18 protein-coding genes and 1 pseudogene are annotated in these 21,576 nt (G+C 34.3%); 7 read left to right on the top strand and 12 right to left on the bottom strand.

Translation table 11 applies throughout. The annotated features are described in order from the left end of the window. Nucleotides 1–2 precede the first annotated feature (2 nt). On the top strand, nucleotides 3–863 hold the full coding sequence (locus tag ACE94K_RS18775; RefSeq protein WP_378176002.1) for a DMT family transporter: 861 nt from the start codon (nucleotides 3–5) through the stop codon (nucleotides 861–863). Between the two features lie 11 nt (nucleotides 864–874). Here the strand turns inward: ACE94K_RS18775 and ACE94K_RS18770 are convergent, their stop codons facing one another. The 3 genes from ACE94K_RS18770 to panB all read right to left on the bottom strand — a co-directional run bounded on the left by ACE94K_RS18770 (nucleotide 875) and on the right by panB (nucleotide 2,848). Further along, the gene (locus ACE94K_RS18770) at nucleotides 875–1,573 is read right to left on the bottom strand and encodes an RluA family pseudouridine synthase (protein WP_378175999.1); all 699 of its coding nucleotides are present in this window, start codon (nucleotides 1,571–1,573) and stop codon (nucleotides 875–877) included. Nucleotides 1,574–1,604: 31 nt separating this feature from the next. After that, nucleotides 1,605–1,955: a four helix bundle protein gene (locus ACE94K_RS18765; RefSeq protein ID WP_378175996.1), complete on the bottom strand. Its 351-nt coding sequence runs from the start codon at nucleotides 1,953–1,955 to the stop codon at nucleotides 1,605–1,607. Between the two features lie 74 nt (nucleotides 1,956–2,029). Continuing rightward, the gene (gene panB / locus ACE94K_RS18760) at nucleotides 2,030–2,848 is read right to left on the bottom strand and encodes a 3-methyl-2-oxobutanoate hydroxymethyltransferase (protein WP_378175993.1); all 819 of its coding nucleotides are present in this window, start codon (nucleotides 2,846–2,848) and stop codon (nucleotides 2,030–2,032) included. Nucleotides 2,849–3,004: 156 nt separating this feature from the next. On the opposite strand from panB, the gene ACE94K_RS18755 reads away from it, so the two are divergent. Beyond that, the gene (locus ACE94K_RS18755; RefSeq protein WP_378175990.1) at nucleotides 3,005–3,472 is read left to right on the top strand and encodes a nuclear transport factor 2 family protein; all 468 of its coding nucleotides are present in this window, start codon (nucleotides 3,005–3,007) and stop codon (nucleotides 3,470–3,472) included. Nucleotides 3,473–3,474: 2 nt separating this feature from the next. Here ACE94K_RS18755 and ACE94K_RS18750 read toward each other — a convergent pair whose 3' ends face one another. After that, the gene (locus tag ACE94K_RS18750) at nucleotides 3,475–4,149 is read right to left on the bottom strand and encodes a type II CAAX prenyl endopeptidase Rce1 family protein (RefSeq protein ID WP_378175986.1); all 675 of its coding nucleotides are present in this window, start codon (nucleotides 4,147–4,149) and stop codon (nucleotides 3,475–3,477) included. An 8-nt stretch (nucleotides 4,150–4,157) separates the two neighbouring features. Next, nucleotides 4,158–5,582 (bottom strand): L-serine ammonia-lyase, encoded by a 1,425-nt coding sequence (locus tag ACE94K_RS18745; RefSeq protein ID WP_378175983.1) that lies wholly within the window; start codon nucleotides 5,580–5,582, stop codon nucleotides 4,158–4,160. Nucleotides 5,583–5,816: 234 nt separating this feature from the next. Between ACE94K_RS18745 and dnaK the strand changes: the two genes are divergently transcribed. Together dnaK and ACE94K_RS18735 are read left to right on the top strand one after the other, a co-directional pair. Then, complete coding sequence (gene dnaK, locus ACE94K_RS18740; RefSeq protein ID WP_378175980.1) at nucleotides 5,817–7,727, top strand: molecular chaperone DnaK; 1,911 nt, start codon at nucleotides 5,817–5,819, stop codon at nucleotides 7,725–7,727. 204 nt (nucleotides 7,728–7,931) lie between these two features. After that, nucleotides 7,932–9,233 carry a CoF synthetase gene (locus ACE94K_RS18735; RefSeq protein WP_378175977.1) on the top strand — a complete coding sequence of 434 codons (1,302 nt, stop codon included), beginning with the start codon at nucleotides 7,932–7,934 and terminating at the stop codon, nucleotides 9,231–9,233. A 159-nt stretch (nucleotides 9,234–9,392) separates the two neighbouring features. Here the strand turns inward: ACE94K_RS18735 and ACE94K_RS18730 are convergent, their stop codons facing one another. From ACE94K_RS18730 to ACE94K_RS18715, 4 genes are all read right to left on the bottom strand, one after another. After that, on the bottom strand, nucleotides 9,393–10,448 hold the full coding sequence (locus ACE94K_RS18730) for a T9SS type A sorting domain-containing protein (protein WP_378175974.1): 1,056 nt from the start codon (nucleotides 10,446–10,448) through the stop codon (nucleotides 9,393–9,395). 281 nt (nucleotides 10,449–10,729) lie between these two features. After that, entirely contained in the window at nucleotides 10,730–12,433 is a 1,704-nt protein-coding gene (ggt, locus tag ACE94K_RS18725; RefSeq protein ID WP_378175971.1) for a gamma-glutamyltransferase, read from the bottom strand. A 16-nt stretch (nucleotides 12,434–12,449) separates the two neighbouring features. Next, nucleotides 12,450–12,842 carry a toxin-antitoxin system YwqK family antitoxin gene (locus ACE94K_RS18720; RefSeq protein ID WP_378175968.1) on the bottom strand — a complete coding sequence of 131 codons (393 nt, stop codon included), beginning with the start codon at nucleotides 12,840–12,842 and terminating at the stop codon, nucleotides 12,450–12,452. Continuing rightward, on the bottom strand, nucleotides 12,839–13,423 hold the full coding sequence (locus ACE94K_RS18715; protein WP_378175965.1) for an ACP phosphodiesterase: 585 nt from the start codon (nucleotides 13,421–13,423) through the stop codon (nucleotides 12,839–12,841). The genes ACE94K_RS18720 and ACE94K_RS18715 overlap by 4 nt, the downstream gene beginning before the upstream one ends. 120 nt (nucleotides 13,424–13,543) lie before the next feature. On the opposite strand from ACE94K_RS18715, the gene glmM reads away from it, so the two are divergent. Further along, nucleotides 13,544–14,932, top strand: coding sequence for a phosphoglucosamine mutase (glmM, locus tag ACE94K_RS18710; RefSeq protein WP_378175962.1), 1,389 nt, complete (start codon nucleotides 13,544–13,546; stop codon nucleotides 14,930–14,932). 44 nt (nucleotides 14,933–14,976) lie between these two features. Here the strand turns inward: glmM and ACE94K_RS18705 are convergent, their stop codons facing one another. Together ACE94K_RS18705 and ACE94K_RS18700 are read right to left on the bottom strand one after the other, a co-directional pair. Beyond that, nucleotides 14,977–15,876: a lysophospholipid acyltransferase family protein gene (locus tag ACE94K_RS18705; RefSeq protein ID WP_378175959.1), complete on the bottom strand. Its 900-nt coding sequence runs from the start codon at nucleotides 15,874–15,876 to the stop codon at nucleotides 14,977–14,979. A gap of 79 nt (nucleotides 15,877–15,955) precedes the next feature. Then, nucleotides 15,956–16,864: pseudogene (locus ACE94K_RS18700) on the bottom strand (lysophospholipid acyltransferase family protein); the annotation flags it as partial. A gap of 133 nt (nucleotides 16,865–16,997) precedes the next feature. Here ACE94K_RS18700 and ACE94K_RS18695 point away from each other — a divergent pair. After that, entirely contained in the window at nucleotides 16,998–17,648 is a 651-nt protein-coding gene (locus tag ACE94K_RS18695; protein WP_378184326.1) for a rhomboid family intramembrane serine protease, read from the top strand. Nucleotides 17,649–17,711: 63 nt separating this feature from the next. Here ACE94K_RS18695 and ACE94K_RS18690 read toward each other — a convergent pair whose 3' ends face one another. Further along, nucleotides 17,712–18,833 carry a redoxin domain-containing protein gene (locus tag ACE94K_RS18690; protein ID WP_378175957.1) on the bottom strand — a complete coding sequence of 374 codons (1,122 nt, stop codon included), beginning with the start codon at nucleotides 18,831–18,833 and terminating at the stop codon, nucleotides 17,712–17,714. Between the two features lie 368 nt (nucleotides 18,834–19,201). Here ACE94K_RS18690 and ACE94K_RS18685 point away from each other — a divergent pair, with 368 nt between their 5' ends. Beyond that, nucleotides 19,202–21,568, top strand: coding sequence for a GAF domain-containing protein (locus tag ACE94K_RS18685; RefSeq protein ID WP_378175954.1), 2,367 nt, complete (start codon nucleotides 19,202–19,204; stop codon nucleotides 21,566–21,568). The last annotated feature ends 8 nt before the right edge of the window (nucleotides 21,569–21,576 follow it).

The following is a 21,576-nucleotide window of genomic DNA, read 5'->3' as shown; positions in this document are numbered from 1 at the left end:
TTATGTCCAAAAATCCCCAGCACTTACGTAATATTCTAGAACTTAATCTTGCAATGCTATTCATTAGCACTTCTGGAGCATTGGGAAGATATATTGATATGCCGGTACCTGTAACCATTGGCTTTAGAGCTATTTTGGCAGGAAGCGTATTGTTTTTATTTTGTAAATGGAAACGAATATCCTTTGGAATCGCTTCTACAGATCGCTCTACAATAATTCTTGGAGGTGTCTTGATGGGATTGCACTGGGTTACCTATTTCTATGCGCTAAAGATGTCAAACGTTGCGATAGGAATGTTATCATTATTTACATATCCGGTAATCACCTCTTTTTTAGAACCAATTTTATTGAAAACAAAATTTCAGAAAATGCACTTAATTTTAGGTGCTTTAGTGTTATTGGGTATCTATTTTTTAGTGCCCGACTTTAGCTTAGGAAATTCTTATGCCAATGCTGTTGGTTTAGGAGTAATTTCTGCTTTTTGTTATGCACTTAGAAATCTGATTATGAAAACGAAGGTGAGTAATTATCACGGTTCTATGTTGATGTGGTATCAACTTGTTATCATTAGTATAATGCTATTGCCAACATTTTTTTTTATAGATAGTTCCGGTATTATAACACAATGGCCCTGGATACTGGTTTTAGCAATTGTAACTACTGCAGTTGGTCATACTTTATTTTTATTTAGTCTGAAACGATTTTCTACTACTACCGCTAGTATTATAAGTAGTATTCAGCCCGTTTACGGAATTATCATAGGGATGATTTTTTTAGGAGAAATACCTCTGTTGACCACAATAATTGGAGGAGTATTGATCTTGACATCTGTAGTTATTGAAAGTATTAGATCTTACCGATAGAAAGTAAAAGGTTATTTTAAAACTTCTTCCCAAATTGGATCTGGTGGAGGTTGTGCAATAATGGTTAAGGGTTCTTTTTTAACAGGATGCGTGAATGTCAATTTTCTCGCGTGTAAGTGAATACTTCCATCTTTATTACTTCTATCGGCACCATATTTTAGATCGCCTTTAATTACAGATCCAATAGATGATAATTGACAGCGTATCTGATGATGTCTGCCAGTATGAAGATCAACTTCCAAAACACTGTAGCTGTTGAGTCTTTTTATCACGGTATAGTCCAAAATTGCTTTTTTACTATCTACAACTTCGTTTGCATGAGCATAGGATTTATTTTGTTTTGGATTGCGCTTCAACCAATGAACCAGCGTGTCATTTTCTTTTGGTGGTGGGTTTTTGACAACGGCCCAATATGTCTTTTTTGCTTCTTTGTTTGCGAATATTTTATTCAGTCGGGGTAAAGCTTTACTGGTTCTTGCAAAAACAACAATGCCGCTAGTTGGGCGATCTAAACGGTGTACGACACCTAGATACACGGCACCCGGTTTATTATACTTTTCAGCAATATATTCTTTGACTACTTCGCTAAGTGGTTTATCACCGGTTTTATCTCCTTGCACGATGTCTCCCGCTCTTTTATTGATAATAATCAGATGATTATCTTCATAGAGAACGAGAAGATTGGATTTCGTAGAGATTACTTTAGGCATGTTCGATTATTAGATTGTTAGATTTTTAGAATTATTTTAAAGTTGATTTGAATTTTGAAGTCATCTTAATAATGGATTCTAAGTCTTTTAAAAGTGTATCTAGTTCAGTTTGATTAATAAATTTTAAATCTAAAGAAATTAAAAGTTGTGTTTCAATTTCATAAGCAGAACCTAAAGTGATTTGAAGAAATCTTGAAAAATCTTTGTTCGAATTTCTGGAAGACCCCTCAGCGATATTCGAAGGAATTGATACTGCAGCTCTTCTTAATTGGTTGGTTAACCCAAACTTTTCAGTTTCGGGAAATCTGGATGTGATATCGTAAACCTTCGTACAGAAAACACGACTCTTTTTCCATATTTCTAAATCTTTAAATCTATGCATATTTTTTAATAAACAATCTAGTTGATCAAGAATCTAACTTTCCTATGATCTAATAATCGAACTATTCCAAAAATCTAATACTGCTCATTTTCATTTGGAAAGTCTAATGACTTTACATCAGCTACATATTGTTCGAAAGCATTAGTCATTTCTGTATATAAATCCAAATAACGTCTCAGAAATCGTGGGTTAAACTCATGCGTCATACCCAGCATATCGTGTGTTACTAAAACTTGTCCGTCAACTCCATTTCCTGCTCCTATGCCAATAATAGGAATAGTAAGACTTTCTGCTACTTCTTTAGCGAGTTTAGCAGGAACTTTTTCTAATACGATAGCAAAACATCCTGCTCTCTCCAACATCAAAGCATCTTCTTTTAATTGTCTGGCTTCTTCTTCTTCTTTTGCTCGTACCGTATACGTGCCAAATTTGTAGATAGACTGAGGTGTTAACCCGAGATGTCCCATTACAGGAATTCCGGCGTTTAGAATTCTTTTTATAGATTCTTTTACCTCTTTTCCTCCTTCAAGCTTAACGGCGTGTCCTCCTGACTCTTTCATGATTCTTATGGCAGAACGTAACGCTTCCTTGGGGTCACTTTGGTAACTTCCAAAAGGTAAATCTACAACAATAAGTGCTCTATCAATGGCTCGAATAACAGACGATGCATGGTATATCATTTGGTCCAAAGTAATTGGTAAAGTGGTTTCATGACCGGCCATTACATTAGATGCGGAATCGCCTACTAAAATGACATCAACTCCTGCACCATCCACTATTTTAGCCATGGTGTAATCATATGCAGTAAGCATAGAAATTTTCTCTTTATTGGCCTTCATCTCTACCAGAGACTTTACTGTAACACGTTTGTAATCCTTTTTTGCTGTAGACATTTTGATAAGTTAATTTAGTGCGGTAAATGTAATCAATTAGAAAGTTCGTAACAAAAGTATGTGATTTTTGATTTAATTTTATGAAAAAGAAATAATACCTCTATATTTGAAAAAACCATCCGAATAACTATTCTATTTTATTAAAGCTAAAATGTTATGTCTAGAATCCTGATTGTCTTTTCTTTTCTTTTTATTAGTGCTTTTGGTTTTTCACAAGAAGGGATGGACACCAACCAGAAAAAAGTAAAACAGACAATTTTGGACTTTTTTGAAGGATTTCATAGTGGTGATACTGCACAAATCAGAAAGACAATAGATTCTAATATGGTTATGCAAACAATTGCAAAGACAAAGGAAGGTGAAGTCAAAACTGCCAAAACTAATATTAAAAAATTTATGGAAGTAATTCATAACAGACCGAAAGACCAGATATGGTTAGAAAAGTTATTGGATTTTAAGATAGATGCAAACGATGATATTGCTCAAGTATGGACACCCTATGAGTTTTATGTCAATGAGCAATTTAGTCATTGTGGTGTTAATGTATTTCAGTTATTCAATAATGGAAATACGTGGAAAATTATTGCTATTGCAGATACTCGGAAAAGAGAAGGGTGTAAATAATTTTATAGCCTGCTACTGATGATTACAAAAACAACTCCGTTATTTATGGCGTGAAGTAAAATCGGCCAGAGAATATGATCATTTTCTATTTTTATCTTTCCGAACACGTGTCCTGCAATAATTCTCGGTGCAATAAGAAGGAATAAAATACTATCTATTCTAAAAGATTCAACATAATTGAACACGTGAAGAAAACCAAAGGCTACTGATGTAATCTGGAGTGTCGTAACTTGGTGTTTTTTTAAATATCTTGTAGTCTTTTCAAGAAAGTGTTTAGGTAAAACTATACGGTAGATTAAAAATAGCAGTGATATAGTTAGTATGACTAAAAAATAACGATAATACCATTCTAGTTTAATCGTAATAAATAACCCTAAAAAGAAAAGTGTCCAAGAGCTTAGAAACAATAAAAGATCTTTTGTTTTCGCTTTTAATAATGTTCTAAACATCAACTCTTCTACAAGAGGAGCAAATATAACCATCGCTAAAAAAGCTTTAAGTCTGTTTTCTTTTAAAATTTCAAAAATGCTATCCTGAGAGTACTTTTGCAGATCGAGATATGGAAATATGCTTTGTAAAAGGGTTACACAAATGAAAAAAAGTATATATAATCCAAATAGTCTGAAATAGGAGCTAAGTAGGTTTTTTATTTTAGGTAATAATTTACTTCCAGACATTATAATACCTAACAATCGCTTAAACTTACTTTAACTGCTAAACCACCCTCGCTGGTTTCTTTATATTTGGTATTCATATCCTTTGCAGTATCCCACATCGTTTCTATAACTTTATCTAAAGGAACTTTTGCGTGAGCGACATCAGCATCTAAAGCCATTTCACAAGCATTAATAGCTTTTATAGCACCCATAGCATTTCTTTCGATACAAGGGATTTGTACAAGTCCTCCTATGGGATCACACGTAAGTCCTAAATGATGTTCCATTGCTATCTCACTGGCCATCACTACTTGTTCCGGAGTTCCACCCATAAGTTCTGTTAACGCTCCGGCAGCCATAGCAGAAGAAACTCCAATTTCTGCCTGACAACCCCCCATAGCAGCTGATATTGTGGCTCCTTTTTTAAATAAACTTCCAATTTCTCCTGCAACCAACATAAACTGCTTTACGTCGTCAAAATTAGCATCATGATTTTCAATAACCATATAGTACATCATTACTGCTGGTATTACTCCTGCACTTCCGTTTGTAGGTGCAGTTACTACTCTTCCTAAAGATGCATTTACCTCATTAACGGCAAGTGCAAAACAAGATACCCATTTAAGTATCTGTCGAAATTTTACCTCAGTATCTCTTATGGCTTCTATCCACTCTGTTGGATTGGTATATTCTTTATTTCCAATTAATTTTTTGTGAGTGTCATATGCTCTTCGTCTTACGTTCAAACCTCCCGGAAGCGTACCCTCGGTATGACATCCCTGATACATAGATCCTAACATAACATCCCAGATTTCTGCTATTCTTTGATCAATTTCTGCATCACTTTGAAGAGATCGCTCGTTTTCCAGAACAATTTCTGATATTTTTTTATTCTTTTGATGACAGTAGCCTAAAAGATCTGTAGCTTTTTGAACGGGAAGGGGAAACTCTCTAAATGCTTCCATTTTTTTCTTTTCCCTTTTTCTTTCTTTTTTTACGACAAAACCACCACCGATAGAATAAAAAGTAGAGGCTATTTTTTGTTCGTTCTGTAATACTGCGTTGAATGTGATGGCATTTGGATGAAATTTCTTAAATTCTTTATTAAATATGATATCGGTTTTAGGATCAAACTTAACTTTTAGCTCCTGATTAAGTGGCAGTTCCTTCTTTAGTTCAATATTTTTAATGATCTCTGGAATGGAATCCACATCTATGGTTTGAGGATCATAACCACATAATCCTAAGATAGAGGCGATATCTGTAGCGTGTCCTTTACCGGTTAATGATAAAGACCCGAAAAGATCGACGTTAATAGATGCAATGAAGTCGAATTGATTATTTTCTTTCAATTCTGCAATCCACCTCCTCCCAGCTCTCCACGGGCCGAAAGTATGAGAACTAGATGGCCCTACACCAATCTTTAACATATCAAAAATACTGATACATTCCATAATTCGTAATTACATATAAAATTTAGTATGTAAATATAGCGTATTGACAAAAAAGAATACTTTTTTTAATTAAATACTTAGACTGAAAGTGTATTTTATATAAATCAGGCAAGTGCAGCTTTCGAATGGATATCAGGAAATAGTGACATCCTGTCATACAAATGGTCGTGGCATAATCATTGACTTATACGGAGTAAATTATTAGGAACAACACTAAAACATTAATATAATATTATGAGTAAGATAATAGGAATAGACTTAGGGACAACAAACTCTTGTGTTTCTGTGATGGAAGGTAATGAGCCTGTTGTTATCCCTAATGCTGAAGGAAAGAGAACCACTCCGTCGGTAATCGCATTTGTTGAAGGAGGGGAAATCAAAGTTGGTGATCCTGCAAAACGTCAGGCAGTTACAAACCCAACAAAAACGATCTCTTCTATAAAAAGATTTATGGGTAATAAATTCTCTGAATCTTCAAAAGAAGCAGAAAGAGCTGCTTACAAAGTAGTAAAAGGAGATAATGATACACCTCGAGTTGACATCGATGGTCGCTTATATACACCACAAGAATTATCTGCAATGACACTTCAGAAAATGAAGAAAACTGCAGAAGATTATTTGGGACAAGATGTGAGTAGAGCAGTAATTACAGTACCTGCGTACTTTAATGATGCACAACGCCAGGCAACTAAAGAAGCTGGAGAGATCGCTGGACTGAAAGTAGAAAGAATTATTAACGAGCCTACAGCAGCAGCGTTGGCTTATGGTCTTGATAAAAAAGGCACCGATCAGAAGATAGTTGTATTTGATTTTGGAGGAGGTACGCATGACGTATCTATTCTAGAATTAGGAGATGGAGTATTTGAAGTATTATCTACAGATGGTGACACTCACTTAGGAGGTGATGATGTAGATCAAAAAATTATTGATTGGTTAGCAGAAGAGTTCAAAGCTGAGGAAGATATGGATCTTCGCAAAGACCCTATGGCTTTACAGCGTTTGAAAGAAGCTGCAGAAAAAGCAAAAATAGAATTATCATCTTCTGCTCAAACAGAGATCAATTTACCATACGTTACTGCTACTGCAAGTGGACCAAAACACTTGGTAAGATCTTTAACAAGAGCAAAATTTGATCAATTAATAGATGATCTTGTAAAACGTACTATCGAGCCTTGCCGTACTGCTTTAAAAGCAGCAGGACTTTCTACAAGTGATATTGATGAAATCATATTGGTAGGAGGTTCTACTCGTATTCCTGCAGTTCAGGAAGCTGTAGAAAAGTTCTTTGGTAAAGCACCAAGTAAAGGTGTAAATCCTGATGAGGTAGTAGCCATTGGAGCTGCAATTCAGGGAGGAGTACTTACCGGAGACGTAAAAGATGTATTGTTGTTAGATGTTACACCTCTTTCTTTAGGTATAGAAACGATGGGTAATGTAATGACAAAACTTATCGAAGCAAACACTACAATTCCGACTAAAAAATCGCAGGTGTTTTCTACAGCAGCAGATAATCAGCCTTCTGTAGAGATCCATGTATTACAAGGAGAAAGACCTATGGCAGCTGATAATAAGACCATTGGCCGTTTTCACTTAGACGGGATTCCGCCAGCACAAAGAGGAGTTCCTCAGATTGAAGTGACTTTCGATATTGATGCTAATGGTATTATCAAAGTTTCTGCTACGGATAAAGCGACTAATAAATCACAGGATATTCGTATTGAGGCTTCTTCTGGTTTAACTGAAGAAGAAATCGAAAGAATGAAACAAGAAGCTGAAGCTAATGCAGAAGCAGATAAAGCAGCAAAAGAAACAGCTGATAAATTGAACGAAGCAGATGGAATGATATTCCAGACAGAAAAGCAACTTAAAGAGTTCGGAGATAAATTATCTGATGATAAGAAGAAACCAATCGAAGACGCGCTTGAAGAATTGAAAAAAGCATATGAATCTAAAGATTTAGCAGTGATTCAACCAGCTCTCGATAAAATCAACGAAGCTTGGAAAGTAGCTAGCGAGGATATGTATAAGGCTCAGGCAGAAGCACAACAAGGAGGTGCAGCAGGACCTGAAGCTGGTACGCAGCCGGAAGGAGGAAATTCTGAAGCTAGTGATGTTGAGGATGTAGACTTTGAAGAGGTGAAGTAAGAATTGTTATTCTATATAAAAAAATGCACAGTGAAAGCTGTGCATTTTTTTTGTTATTGTAGGTAAGCTTAGCGAAAAATAGTTTATTTTTACCCAGTAAATTACCCCTAGATATCGTATCGTATTCACACATTGTTATTTTTAATTCAGATATCCGCTATTTGATCAGACAATTTTTGATCGATGTAGTAATTGAATATATTGATGGATTTGTTACAAGTTTTTCGCAGAAAAATCTTTTGGTTTTTTGATATCCTCAAAGGAAATGATATCAGAAAGCATTATCAGGATATTAAAGAGATTATTGAAAGTCCAAATTCTTCTTTGGTATGTGAAAGAAAGAATGAATATCTTCAAGCGATTCTAAAGCATGCAGTCAGCACGACATGGTTTTACCAAAAATATGCTGGTTACAATTCTATTTTGGATTTTCCGGTAATCAATAAGAATATAATTCGGGATAACTTTGACGAATTTATCTCGTCGACTTATAAATCCAAGGACTGTGTGTTAGTTTCTACAAGTGGATCAACGGGTGCTCCTTTTTCTATTTTGCACAATAAGAGTAAACGGTGCAGAAATACAGCTGATAATCTTTATTTTTCAAAAAGATCAGGATATGATATTGGACAAAAACTTATATATGTCAAAATCTGGTCGGATAGTTATAAACATAATTGGAGATCAAAGTTTTGGTGGCAGAATATAGTTCCTAAAAGTGTATTCGAACTTTCGGATACAGAAATAGAAGAGTTTATCAAAGATCTAAGGGACGATACTTCAAAAAAAAGCTTATTAGGATATACTTCTGCTTTTACCACTATTTGTCAGTATCTGGATAGAACCAAAGCTACGCCAATAGTCTCCAATATTGAGTCTATCATTACCATGTCTGAAGGAATTAATGCATACGTTAGGAGTAGTATGGAGAAATATTTTGGGATTTTGCCTGTCTCGAGGTATTCTAATAATGAAAACGGAATTTTGGCGCAGGAGGACCGAAGTGATATCTCAAAATTTGTCATTAATTCTGCCAGTTATTATATTGAGATTTTTGATCTGAATAACGATATACCAGTTTCTGCAGGTAAAAGAGGAAGAATCATAGTTACAGATTTACATAATTATGCAATGCCACTAATTCGATACGATACCGGTGATGTAGGAATAATAGGGATTAATAAAGACAATGTACCTTACTTATCATCAATTGAAGGAAGGAAGTTAGATTTGATATATAATACTAAGGGCGAAGTTATTCCTTCTCACGTTTCCTACAAACTTTGTAGATATGGAGACTATAAACAGTTTCAATTGGTACAATATGGTGAAAAGGATTATTTGATTAAACTTAATACTGACAAAAAAGTAGATGAACAAAAAATGTTAGAAGAATATAAAGGATATTTTGGAGAAGATGCTCATATAAAAATCGAGTATGTTGATGAGATTCCTTTGTTATCTTCAGGAAAAAGAAGAGAGGTTTTCAATTCTTATCATACATAAAAAGGTATCGGAAAGGATAGCTAAGGTTTATACCAGTATTAGCGCATTATTACAAATTTTTAGGAACAAAAAAAGCCAATAAAATGAAAATTATTGGCTTTTTTCGAGTTAAATGAATGAGTTGGTTTGTGTGTGTAAATTTAAGATGATATAGGAATGTTATCTTATAAATTTTAAAGACGTAATATCTGTTTTTACAATATAAAGCCCTCTAGGTAGTTGAGACAGGTTTATCTGATTTGCATTATCTACGTTAGGCATATCTAAAACCCTTTTCCCGTTTGTATTATAAATTTGAAGAGCTTCTGTTCTAAACGAGTCACTTAGAACTAATGAAGCTGTGTCATAATCAAAATACATTTCCTTTTTGTCAAAATCAAATTCATTAGTACTTAGCACACCAGAAACAATGATCTCCGGATAGTTTCCGTTAACACTCCATGTAGCGTCATCAGTTCCACCATCAGGATTTGAAGCAGAAGATAGCTTTCCGAATATGTAATAGCTGGTTCCTGAAAGTGATGAGCTTTGAGGGAAATTCGAGGGGATATCTAAAGTCACAGATGTCACTACATCCGTTCCTGCAGTTACGGTTGGAGTTACGATTACAGCAGTTCCCGTGTTTGTAGATCCTCCAAATATAGTTGGTGAATCCGCTTCAAAAATCTGAAATTGTGTTGCAACATCCATAGAAGCTGTATATGTGTAATCTAAAGTGACTGACTCTCCTGCTGCTACAGTAATAGGATTAGCAGAATTATACGCTATGGTATAAGGTGATCCTGTTACAATAATTAACGGATATTCTCCAGAGCTGTCCCAAGTTACATCCGACGTAGCATCACTATTAGCTTCGGACGAAAGTTTACCAAATATTCGATATTGTGTACCGGATAAAGATGCGCTTGTTGGGAAGTTAGCTGGAATTGTTAAGGTAATTGTTCCGGCTTGGTTCGTTGCCATAGAAAGCGTTGGGAATTCTGCAACGCTTGAACCTACAGCGGTAGATCCTCCAAAAATATCAGCTGCATCTGTCTCAAATATTTGAAACTGTGCACCGACTTGCATAGACGCCGTGTAGGTGTAATTTAAGGTTATAGACTGACCAGCTGCAACTGTCACAGGGTTTGCAGAATCATACGTAATGCTATATTGAGCCGTTACACCGCATAAGGTTCCTAAACTTAATAGAATAAAGAATAATGTTTTTTTCATAATTACCTATTTTAAACATTGCTTTTGGATTGTGTTTACGTTTTTAACAATGTTAGTTGATGACTACTAAGTTATTTTTAAGAAGAAAGCTCTACTGTAAAATATGTTGCAATTAATGATAATTTTGTTGCGTCATCCCAAAATACGGCTATGATGAATTAATTTTTATTGAGGAAAAATTGTTTTTAGACGTGTTTACTTATTAAAATCATAACTTTTATTTTAATAATTTAGAAAAATACAACTAACTAATTTTTTTACAATTTGATCAATAGTTAGATTTAAAATCCGACTGCTGTATCATCTCCACGTTTATCAGCACCTCCTTCTAAACGACCATCCGGTAGAACAAGAATACCATCTACCTTACCAATGACTCTGGATTCTTCTTCGTTTGTTTTATAACCTTTTGCCTTTAAACTGTCTAGAACTTTTTTATCAAAGGAATTAGGTTCGAAAACAACTACATCCGGTAACCACTGATGATGAAAACGGGGAGCATTGACGGCATCTTGCATCGTCATTCCATATTCTTTGACATTTAAGATGGTTTGTAACACAGAAGTGATAATTGTAGACCCGCCTGGAGTTCCTACAGACATCCAAAGTTTATCATCTTTTTCAACAAGTGTGGGCGTCATAGAACTAAGCATTCTTTTTTCTGGGGCAATAGCATTAGCTTCAGCACCTAATAATCCAAACATGTTTGGAGTGCCTGGTTTAGCACTGAAATCATCCATTTCGTTGTTTAAAAAAAAACCAAGTTCAGGAACATAGAGTTTAGATCCATAAGCTCCGTTCAAGGTTGTAGTGACTGAAATAGCATTGCCAAATTGATCTATAATTGAATAGTGTGTAGTTTCACTACTTTCATATCCCGGAATACTGCCATAACTTAAATCAGAAGAAAGTGTTGCTTTTTCAAAATCAAAATCACGCATCCTACCTGATAAATATGCATCACTAATCAGCGTATCTACGGGGATTTTAACAAAATCAGGATCACCTAAATAAAAACTTCGGTCTGCATATGCTCGCCTTTCTGCTTCTGTTATTATCTGAATCGATTTTAACGTATTATGCCCATAAGTACTAAGATCATAAGGTTCGATCATTTTCATAATTTGAGCTAGACAAACCCCACCGCTGGATGGAGGAGACATAGAAATGATGTTCAGGTCTCTATATGTGAACTGAATCGGATCACGCCATTTGGCCTCATATTTATTGAGATCATCCATGGTCATAATACCACCATGCGACTGCACGTATGCAACCATTTTTTGACCGGTTTTTCCATTATAAAATTCATCTCTGCCATTTTCAATAATTCTCTGAATAGTGGCAGCTAGCATAGGATTTTTTATGGTATCAAACGCTTTATGCTCTTGTGCATAAAGAATAGTGTCTTTATTAGTTTCTATAAATAAATCTCTAAAACGACTAAGTCGCTTTTCTTGTTTTTTGGTAACGACGTATCCTTTTTCAGCAAGTTGAGCAACTGGGGTTAATAACTCTTTTATGGAAAGAGTACCAAATTTTTTATGCACCGCAAAAATACCTGCAATCGTACCGGGAACTCCTACAGCCATTGCTCCTAATTGACTTTTTTCTGGAACAGGCTCTCCGTTTTCATCAAGATACATATCCTTTGTGGCAGCAAGAGGAGCTTTTTCTCTATAATCAATAGCGCCGACTTCGCCATCTGCCTTTCGGTATACCATAAAGCCACCACCACCTAAATTTCCTGCATATGGATAAGATACAGCCAAAGCCATTTCGGTAGCTACCATAGCATCAAAGACATTTCCGCCTTTTTGAAGAATTTCTTTACCGATTTTAGAAGCTTCTTCTCTTGCTGAGACGACCATGGCATTTTTTTCAATGACCCCAAAAACGGGTTTTGTTTTGACAACAATCTTTGTTTCAGGGTTTGTTTTGCAGGAGATAACCAGTATAAAAAGTAATAGGTACATCAATCGCATAGTGTTCAGGGTTTTATTAGTAATTAATTTCGTTAATTAAATTTTCTTTCTTGTCATAAAATTTCCAGTATCCAGTGGGTTCGCATTGGTCTATATGTCCTTCAGATTTCACAACTCCGTTTTTATGATACTCTTTCCAATATCCTTGTTTTTTTCCTTGTTCATAATGTCCTTCTGCTTTTATATTTCCATTCCGATAATAATATTTCCAGAAACCTTGTTGGATTCCTTTATTGTAATGACCAATACTTTCTAGGTTAATAGAGTTTGCATAATAGTTTTTAGTAAACCCATTTTTATTTGACAAAGAAATTTGATCGGTACAGATGTTCTTAGTGGCAAATTGGGTTTTTGATTCCTGACAAGAAATGAAAAATAACAATGAAGAAAGTAAGAATAATACTCTCATAACTTTCGGATTTCATTTTTTGTAAACAATTCAAGTTCTTCAAAAAAAGAACGAAATTCTTTTTCAAAATCATCATAATATTTTTCAAGTTCAATAACCGCAAAATTCATTTTTGATCTATTCTTGGTTCGATGATTCATTTGATATAATATTCTACCGATTCCCGGAATAGTGGCATAACTTAATAACCAGTTATCTCGTAGCATGTAGGGTAAAAAATTTTGAACTCGTTTTGGTAATACTTCATAATGCTCTTGAAGTAAATCATAAAAATCAGAGACGTATATTTCGAGTGGTATTTCAGAATAATCCTTCCAATAGGCCGCCAAATAATGATCATATAATATGTCGATAATGACACTGCTATAATGCCCATATTTAGGAAATAATCTCAAAACACTTTCTCTAACGGTTGGATGGTTATCTGTGTAGGTGTCAATTTTACGATGCAATGTGATTCCTTGCTGTATCCTATCTGGAAATTCTAAAAACTTTTTGCCTTTTACAGAGTCGGCTATAAAATTACCTATTTTTAGTTCTTGATCATCTCCGGAAAGGTAAATATGGGCTAAAAAATTCATTAGGTGAATTTACAATTTTTTAGAAAGTTGTTGTTGTTTTTATGTAAACTTTAATTTGGGTGTTGCAGCAGTCATATGTAGCACGTACATTTGTCAAAACAAAAACCAATCTATCCATTTATGACACTAATCAAATCAATTTCAGGTATTCGAGGAACCATTGGCGGAAAAGTAGGAGATAATTTAACTCCTGTCGATGCAGTAAAATTTGCATCTGCATACGGTAGCTGGTTAAAAGTTGAAACAGGTAAAAAGCACCCAACAGTAGTTGTGGGGCGAGATGCCCGGATCTCTGGAGCAATGATTCAGCAATTGGTGATGAATGGTTTGGTAGGATTAGGGATACACGTAGTAGATTTAGGATTGTCTACCACTCCCACAGTAGAAGTCGCTGTTCCTATGGAAAAAGCGGATGGAGGTATTATACTGACAGCTAGCCATAATCCGAAGCAATGGAATGCGCTAAAGTTACTGGATAATAAAGGCGAATTTTTAAACGCGGAAAACGGTAAAAAGATTTTAGATATAGCAGAGAATGACGATTATAATTTTGCAGAGGTTGACGATTTAGGTTCAATTACTACAAATGACACCTATATCGATAAACATATTGAAGAAGTGTTAAAGTTACCACTGGTAAATTCAGAAATTGTAAAGAAGGCTGGTTTTAAAGTGGTTGTAGACGCAGTCAACTCTACTGGAGGAATTGCAGTTCCGGCTTTACTTAAAAAGATGGGAGTTGAGGTAGTAGAATTGTATTGTGAACCAACTGGTCATTTTCCACATAATCCAGAACCGCTAAAAGAGCATTTAACAGATTTATCAGAATTAGTGGTAAAAGAGAAAGCAGATTTTGGATTGACGGTGGATCCAGATGTTGATCGTTTGGCCTTTATGAGTGAGGATGGAGAAATGTTTGGAGAAGAATATACACTTGTTGCTTGTGCAGATTATGTTTTGGGTAAAACTCCAGGAAATACGGTTTCTAATTTATCTTCTAGTAGAGCACTTAGGGATGTAACCGAAAAGCACAGGGGTACTTATGAGGCAAGTGCAGTAGGAGAGGTAAATGTGGTTGCTAAGATGAAAGCAAATAACGCGGTGATAGGGGGAGAAGGAAATGGTGGAATCATATATCCAGAGCTACATTATGGAAGAGATTCTTTGGTAGGGATAGCGCTTTTTCTAACACATCTTGCAGAAAAAAAATGTAGTGTGAGTGAGTTGCGAAATAGTTATCCATCCTATTACATGAGTAAGAATAAAGTACAGTTAACACCAGAATTGAATGTAGATGCAATTTTAGAAGGATTTCATAAAAAACATGCTTCAGAAGAAGTAAGTACGGTAGATGGTGTAAAGGTTGATTTTAATGATAGTTGGGTTCATCTTAGAAAAAGTAATACAGAACCGATTATTCGAATTTATACAGAAGCATTGAGTCAAGAGAAAGCAGATCAATTGGCTAATGATACTATTGAAACACTAAAAGAAATCGCTGGAATCTAATAATAGAGAAATGCTCTTGTTCATTTCATCTCATCCTAGAGATTTTAATCAATAGTTGCATCCTTTGGGATTTCTGCATCACGATGTTTCCATCGTTTATGAGTCCATAAATAATACTCTGGCGCTTTACGAATTTGTTCTTCTACCATTCGTAAATATTTTTTTACAATGTAGAAATCTTCACAATTTTTGGCATTTTCAGTAATAGGAATAAACTTTGCCTGATAATAGCCACGTTTTATTTTTTCTACTTGCAAATAGGCAACAGACATATCCAGTCTTTTCGCCAGTACTGCACCGCCTACGTGGGTTGGAACTTTAATGCCCATAAAATTTGTCCAGTAAGTAGCTTTATCTAGGCTTGGCGATTGGTCAGATAAAAATGCATACGAACACAATTTACCATTGACTTTATCTCTGGTTATCTCTTTCATCGCATTATAACTGGAGATAAGTCGGGCATCATATCGCTGTCTAATTCTGTGTACCAATTGGTCGAAGTATTTATTTTTAATTTGTTTATAAACACCCACCGTAGGAAAATCAATTAATAATTGTGTAACAGTCGCCCATTCGTAACTAGCATAATGAGCCATTAAGACTACTATACTTTTGTTTTTCGATTCCAAATCTTTTAGTGTTTCAATATCTATGATTTTGAATCGTTCTAAGAGATCTTTATCACTAATAGAAATAGATTTTACCATCTCTAAAAACATATCACACATATGCTTATAGAAGGCTTTACGAATTCTATTGATTTCTTTTTGAGGTTTTTCTGGAAAAACAAGAATCAGATTTTCTGTTACTGATTTTCTTCTGTATCGTATGATATGGTAAATAAAAATATATATACAGGTGGAGAATGTATAAAATAAGCGCCAAGGGAGTTTTGATATAATCCACAAAATAGGATATACCAAGCGATATATCAATAGTTGCATTGTGTTGATTTAGGCGTACAAAGATAAAATTATTTAGAGGGTAAAGTCTTAGAATAATCTTAAAAATGTAATCGAAATATTAACTAACTACAGCATTCTTAATAGGTTCGGCATTACGATGTTTCCACCGTTTATGGGTCCACAAATAGTTTTCGGGTTTATCTGTAATTTGCGCTTCCAAAAGTCTCGTAAACTTTTTAGTAATAACATACTCGGGCTCATCTTTTGGATTTTCAGAAATAGGAATAAGAGCAGCTTTATAATATCCTCTTTTTATTTTTTCTACGTGTAGATAGAAGATACTAAGATCCAACCGTCTTGATAATACTTCTCCTCCAACAAAAGCAGGGACTTTTATACCCATAAAATCTGTCCAAAAAGTAGCGTGAGAGAGTTTTGGCGATTGATCAGAGATTAAGCCATACAGACTAAGCTCAGGATTTTCCTCTCGTTGATCCAAGGTCATTTGTTTGAAAACTTTCGAACTTGGTATTAATCGAGAATCGAATCTACCACGGATACGATGCACTAATTTGTCAAAATATTTGTTTTTAATTGGCTTATAAATACCTACACATCTAAATTTGCTGATAAGGTCAATAGAGTTTGTCCATTCATAGCTGTTGTAATGTCCCATCATAACGATGATACTTTTATTCTTTTCCTCTAATTTCTGCAACATATCGAGGTTTGTTATCTGAAATCTTTTTATGATCTCTTTCTCGCTAATAGATAGTGATTTTATCATTTCCAAAAACATATCACACATATGTTTGTACGAGGCTTTACAAATTCTTTTTATTTCCTTATTATCTTTTTCAGGAAATGCTAATTTTAAATTTTCGGTAACCGTTTTTCTTCGATATCCAATGATATAATAGACTAAGATGTAAGTGCAAGAGGATAAAAAATAGAATAGCCTCCAAGGAAGTCTTGATATGATCCATAGCAATGGATATACGAGGCAATAAATAACTAATTGCATTGATTTTTTTTTGAAATGCTAAAGGTAATCTATTTTAACCTACTATTAACAAAATATAAAATCATCTCATTTCAAAAGGAAATCTCAATTCGTTAGGTGAAAATATATACTATATTTGAACGAGAAAAAAATGAATATGCTAAATCTTGATATTACTGTTATCGTCATCGTCTTGGCGAATGTGATTGTTTCATTAAAAGGATTAAATGATTTTTCTTTCTTTGAAAGGTATAAATTTAATGTTGGTGGAATTAGAAGAGGAGAACAATTAAGAATGTTAGCTTCCGGTTTTTTGCACGTGGATATAATGCATCTATTCTTCAATATGTTTACTTTGTATTTTTTTGCACCGGTTGTCTTAAACTCTTTGGGCAACATCAAGTTTTTGGTGGTCTATTTTGGTAGTTTATTTATTGGGAATTTGTTTTCGTTGTTTTTTCATAAGAACGAATATCATTATAGCGCTGTGGGAGCTAGCGGAGCGGTATCTGGAATTATATTTTCTGCAATATTATTTCAGCCAAATATGAAATTATATTTGATGCTAATTCCCATTCCTATTCCAGCTTATGTTTTTGGTATCGGATATTTGCTATATTCCATCTACGGTATGAAAAGTAGAACAGGTAATATAGGTCATGATGCGCATTTCGGGGGAGCAGCCGGGGGTTATATAGTGACATTAATTCTAGCTCCTTATTTATTTCAGCAGAACTTGTTAATGATAGGATTGTTAGCGATTCCAATAATCATTTTATTTGTTATGCAGCGTTTGGGCAAGCTTTAGATAAAAAAACGACCCTATTATCAGGTCGTTTTCTATAGTGTCTAAAAGAGTAGAAAAAGAAATTTACATCGATTCCTCTCCCAACAATTCTGAAATTTTGCTTTCTAGCGCAGGGCCTCTTAAATTTTTAGCGATTACATTTCCTTGCTCATCTATTATAAAGGTGGCCGGTATTGATCGCACTCCATATGCTTTGGCAATAGGATCTTGCCAAAATTTTAGATTGGATACGTGATTCCAGTCCAAATTATCATTGTCAATTGCTTTGATCCAGTGATCCTTATTTCTATCTAAAGATACACCAATGATATTAAGTCCTTTATCGTGATATTTATTATAAACTCTAACAACATTTGGATTTTCTGCTCTACAAGGTTTACACCAAGATGCCCAAAAATCAATAATGGTTATTTTACCCATAGACTCTTTAAGAGAAACCATTTGACCTTCTGGGTTGGGTGCAGAAAAATCTTCAGCTTCACTACCGATATCTATCTTACCGATGGATGCAGCGATTAATCTATCCAAATTTTTACCCAATCTGGATGTTTTAAGAGTATCCTCAACCGTCGCATATATTTTCTTTACTTCTTTTGCAGGAGTTGCTTTAAGATTCAACAAATCTGTAAGCGCCATTACAGCTACCAAAGAATTTGGGTTATTCGCTGCAATTTCTTTTCGATAGTTATTTTCATCTGTTCGGGCTTGTTGTAATTGAACTGATAACTTCGACAATTTCTCAGTCTCTTTAAGTTTGGAAGCAATCTGATATTGATTACTCAAATCTTGTCTTTTTTTACCAAAGGCATTCATTTTCTTAAGGTAGGTAAAAAATAGCTCGTTTTCTTCTCCTCCTTTAATAATCGATGAGCGTAAACTATCTTTATAAATAGTCATTTTTATCGGATTGTTTTCCGCCAAAAACAAAACATTTTGTGGAACTCCTTTAAAAGTTAAGTAGTTAAAGTCATTATCTTCTACAGGAGGTAAGTCTATTTTAAAATTACCATTTTTTATAGTGGTAGAATCAATAATAGTGGGTCGATTAGACCTGTTTATTGCATTTACATATACCGTTACTCCGTCTTCAAATCCTTTCGTTTCTGCAGAAATCGAATATCCTGTTTCTTTCTTTTCACAAGCCACAGACAGTACTATGAGTGCAAGCAATACTATTTTTTTCATCCTTAATTTTTTTTAGAAGCGTAAAAATATACAATATGCTAATTATACCACAAAAATTAACTTTAAAATATAAGTAATTGTTAATTTTTGCTATTTGTTGATTATTCCCTTGTTTAAAGCATAATCCTTTGTAACAAATTCTATAGAAAGAGAGTCTAATGGAGTGGCACAATAGATTAATGGAAGCGTTTGTCATTATTTTCAACAACTAGCCTTTTTCTTATTCTTTATTTCAGTCAATATATTCATCATATGGACGCAAAATATACGGGAAAAATATAGTACTTGAGAGTCTAATTAATTGTTAATACTGTGATGAGCGCCAAAGTTTTGTGCTATTTTTGTATAACCACCGTAAATAAACCGTTATGAAGGTATTGGAGCACGATTTCCCGTTGGATATTAAAATAAGTTTCTCTTTGTTTTTTGATAAGTACCGAGAATTTCTAGATAGTGATAATCCATTACTTCGTGATCGAGCTAACAGTATTTTAGAAATTGCATCGAAATATCCGGAACTCGAAGATGGTATTACTTCTGAAGAGAGACTACAGGAATTACTTCCGCAAATAGAATTAGTGTTAGAGGATTCTTTTGCACAGGTTTTACAAGAGAACGAAATTAAAATCGCTACCATTCCTTTTAATAATACCGTTGTCAAATCTACTCAACGATATAAAAATATCATAAAAGCTGCAGGGCCGGGTTTTGAACCACAAATCAAAAACCTGGATGAAGACCATTATTTTATTATGGGTTGTAGCATCATTTTAAGTCAATATTATGGCTATAAAATTGATTTTAGAAGACCATTTTTTTATGATATTCCTGATGCATCAGGAATTATGAGGCATTATAGGATTCTGTATAATGGGGATTTTATTGAAGTTATAAAAAAAGAGGGAGCAAGGGATATTACCGAAGAAGACGTCGCTGTATTGCTTGATAATTTTGACAATGTAGAAATATGGAAGGAAAAGTTTCCACCAAATACGTGGGTTTTTAAAGGAATAGTTATTGCAAACCTATTTGATGTCACCACAGATGTTTCGTTATCAGAGTTTAAAACAAGTTTATTAAAATATGATAAAACAAAAGGTGATTTTATCGATAGTTTTCAAAATATATTTAGAGGGATTTTTAACCTACCTGAGATTAAGGTAGGTTTTGCTAATTACAATGAAGAAGAAGGAGTTTTAGAACGAGTTCCTTTTAAAACGATTGATAGTTATATTTTATATGATAAATTTTCAGACAGTTGTGAAACAGCTTTGTGCAAGGGAACGTATCATTCTTTATTTGAGAAGTCAGAAGCATTTGCGATTTCAAACGTGCAAAAAATAATCGAGACTTATCCAGATGAGTTGATGTATAGTAACCTTGCCAAGCAGAATATAAATAGTGCCATTATTGCTCCGATAGAAGATAACGGTAAATTATTGGGTGTTCTTGAAATTGTATCTCCAAACATCCAGGAGCTAAATAGTATCAATGCGCATAAATTGTTGGATATTATGCCTTACTTAATAGACTCGGTTCTGCGATCTAAGGCAAAAGCAGAAGATGAATTAGAATTAGTCATTCAACAGGAATGTACATCGATTCACCCTAGTGTTTATTGGAAGTTTAGGCAGGAAGCTAAGCGCTTTATCCTGGCAAAAGTTGAGGAAAACCCTACCTCATTTCAAGAAGTTATTTTTGAAGATGTGTACCCATTATTTGGGCAGATCGATATCAAAGGATCCTCTGAGGCTCGAAATAGGTCGGTACAGAAGGATTTAGTATTACAATTAAACGGTATTAACAGAGTAATCGAGAAGGTTTTTGAGATAAACCCAATACCGATTTATGAACAAATCAAATTTAGAATACAAACCTATATAGATTCTATTAAGGATCAATTACAGGTGGATAGCGAGCAAAAGATCTTAAATTTTATTAAGGATGAAATCAAACCATTGTTTAAGCATCTTAAAGGTACCAATATTGAATTAAAAAACCTGATTAATCAATATAATAATTCACTGGATCCAAATACAAAAATGATTTACAGACACCGCAAGGCTTATGATGAGTCTGTTATGTTGATCAACAAAAAAATGGCTTCTTTATTGGACGAAAAACAAGAGGAGGCCCAAAAAATGTATCCTCATTATTTCGAAAGATTTAAAACCGATGGTGTAGAGCATAGTATGTATATTGGAGAATCTATTACCAAACAGCATAGCTTTAACAAGATTTACCTTTACAACTTAAGGTTGTGGCAGTTACAGGTGATGTGTGAAATGGAAAATGAATACTATCAATTTAAGCAGGATCTACCGGTAGCCTTAGATGTTGCTTCTATGGTATTGGTCTTTAATGCTTCATTGTCTGTAAGATTTAGGATGGATGAAAAACGCTTTGACGTAGACGGCACGTATAACGCAAGGTACGAAGTGGTTAAAAAGCGAGTGGATAAAGCGTATATAAAAGGCACCAATCAGCGAATTACCGAAAAAGGAAAATTGGTTATTATTTACTCTCAGAGATCAGACGAGAAGGAATATATAAAGTACATTAACTTCTTACAGTCCAAAAACTATCTTGAAGATGAAATTGAAATAGTTGAATTAGAGGATCTCCAAGGTGTTACCGGACTCAAAGCCTTAAGAGTAAATATTCTTTATAGCAAAAATAAAGAAGCTAAAGAGTATTATACCTATGCAGACCTGATGAAGGAAATAAACAAATAATTTAATAT

This window comes from Aquimarina besae (genome assembly GCF_042434905.1).
Lineage (GTDB): Bacteria > Bacteroidota > Bacteroidia > Flavobacteriales > Flavobacteriaceae > Aquimarina.
The sequence above is the reverse complement of the archived record's forward strand: the minus strand, read 5'-3'. Positions and strand labels throughout refer to the sequence as shown.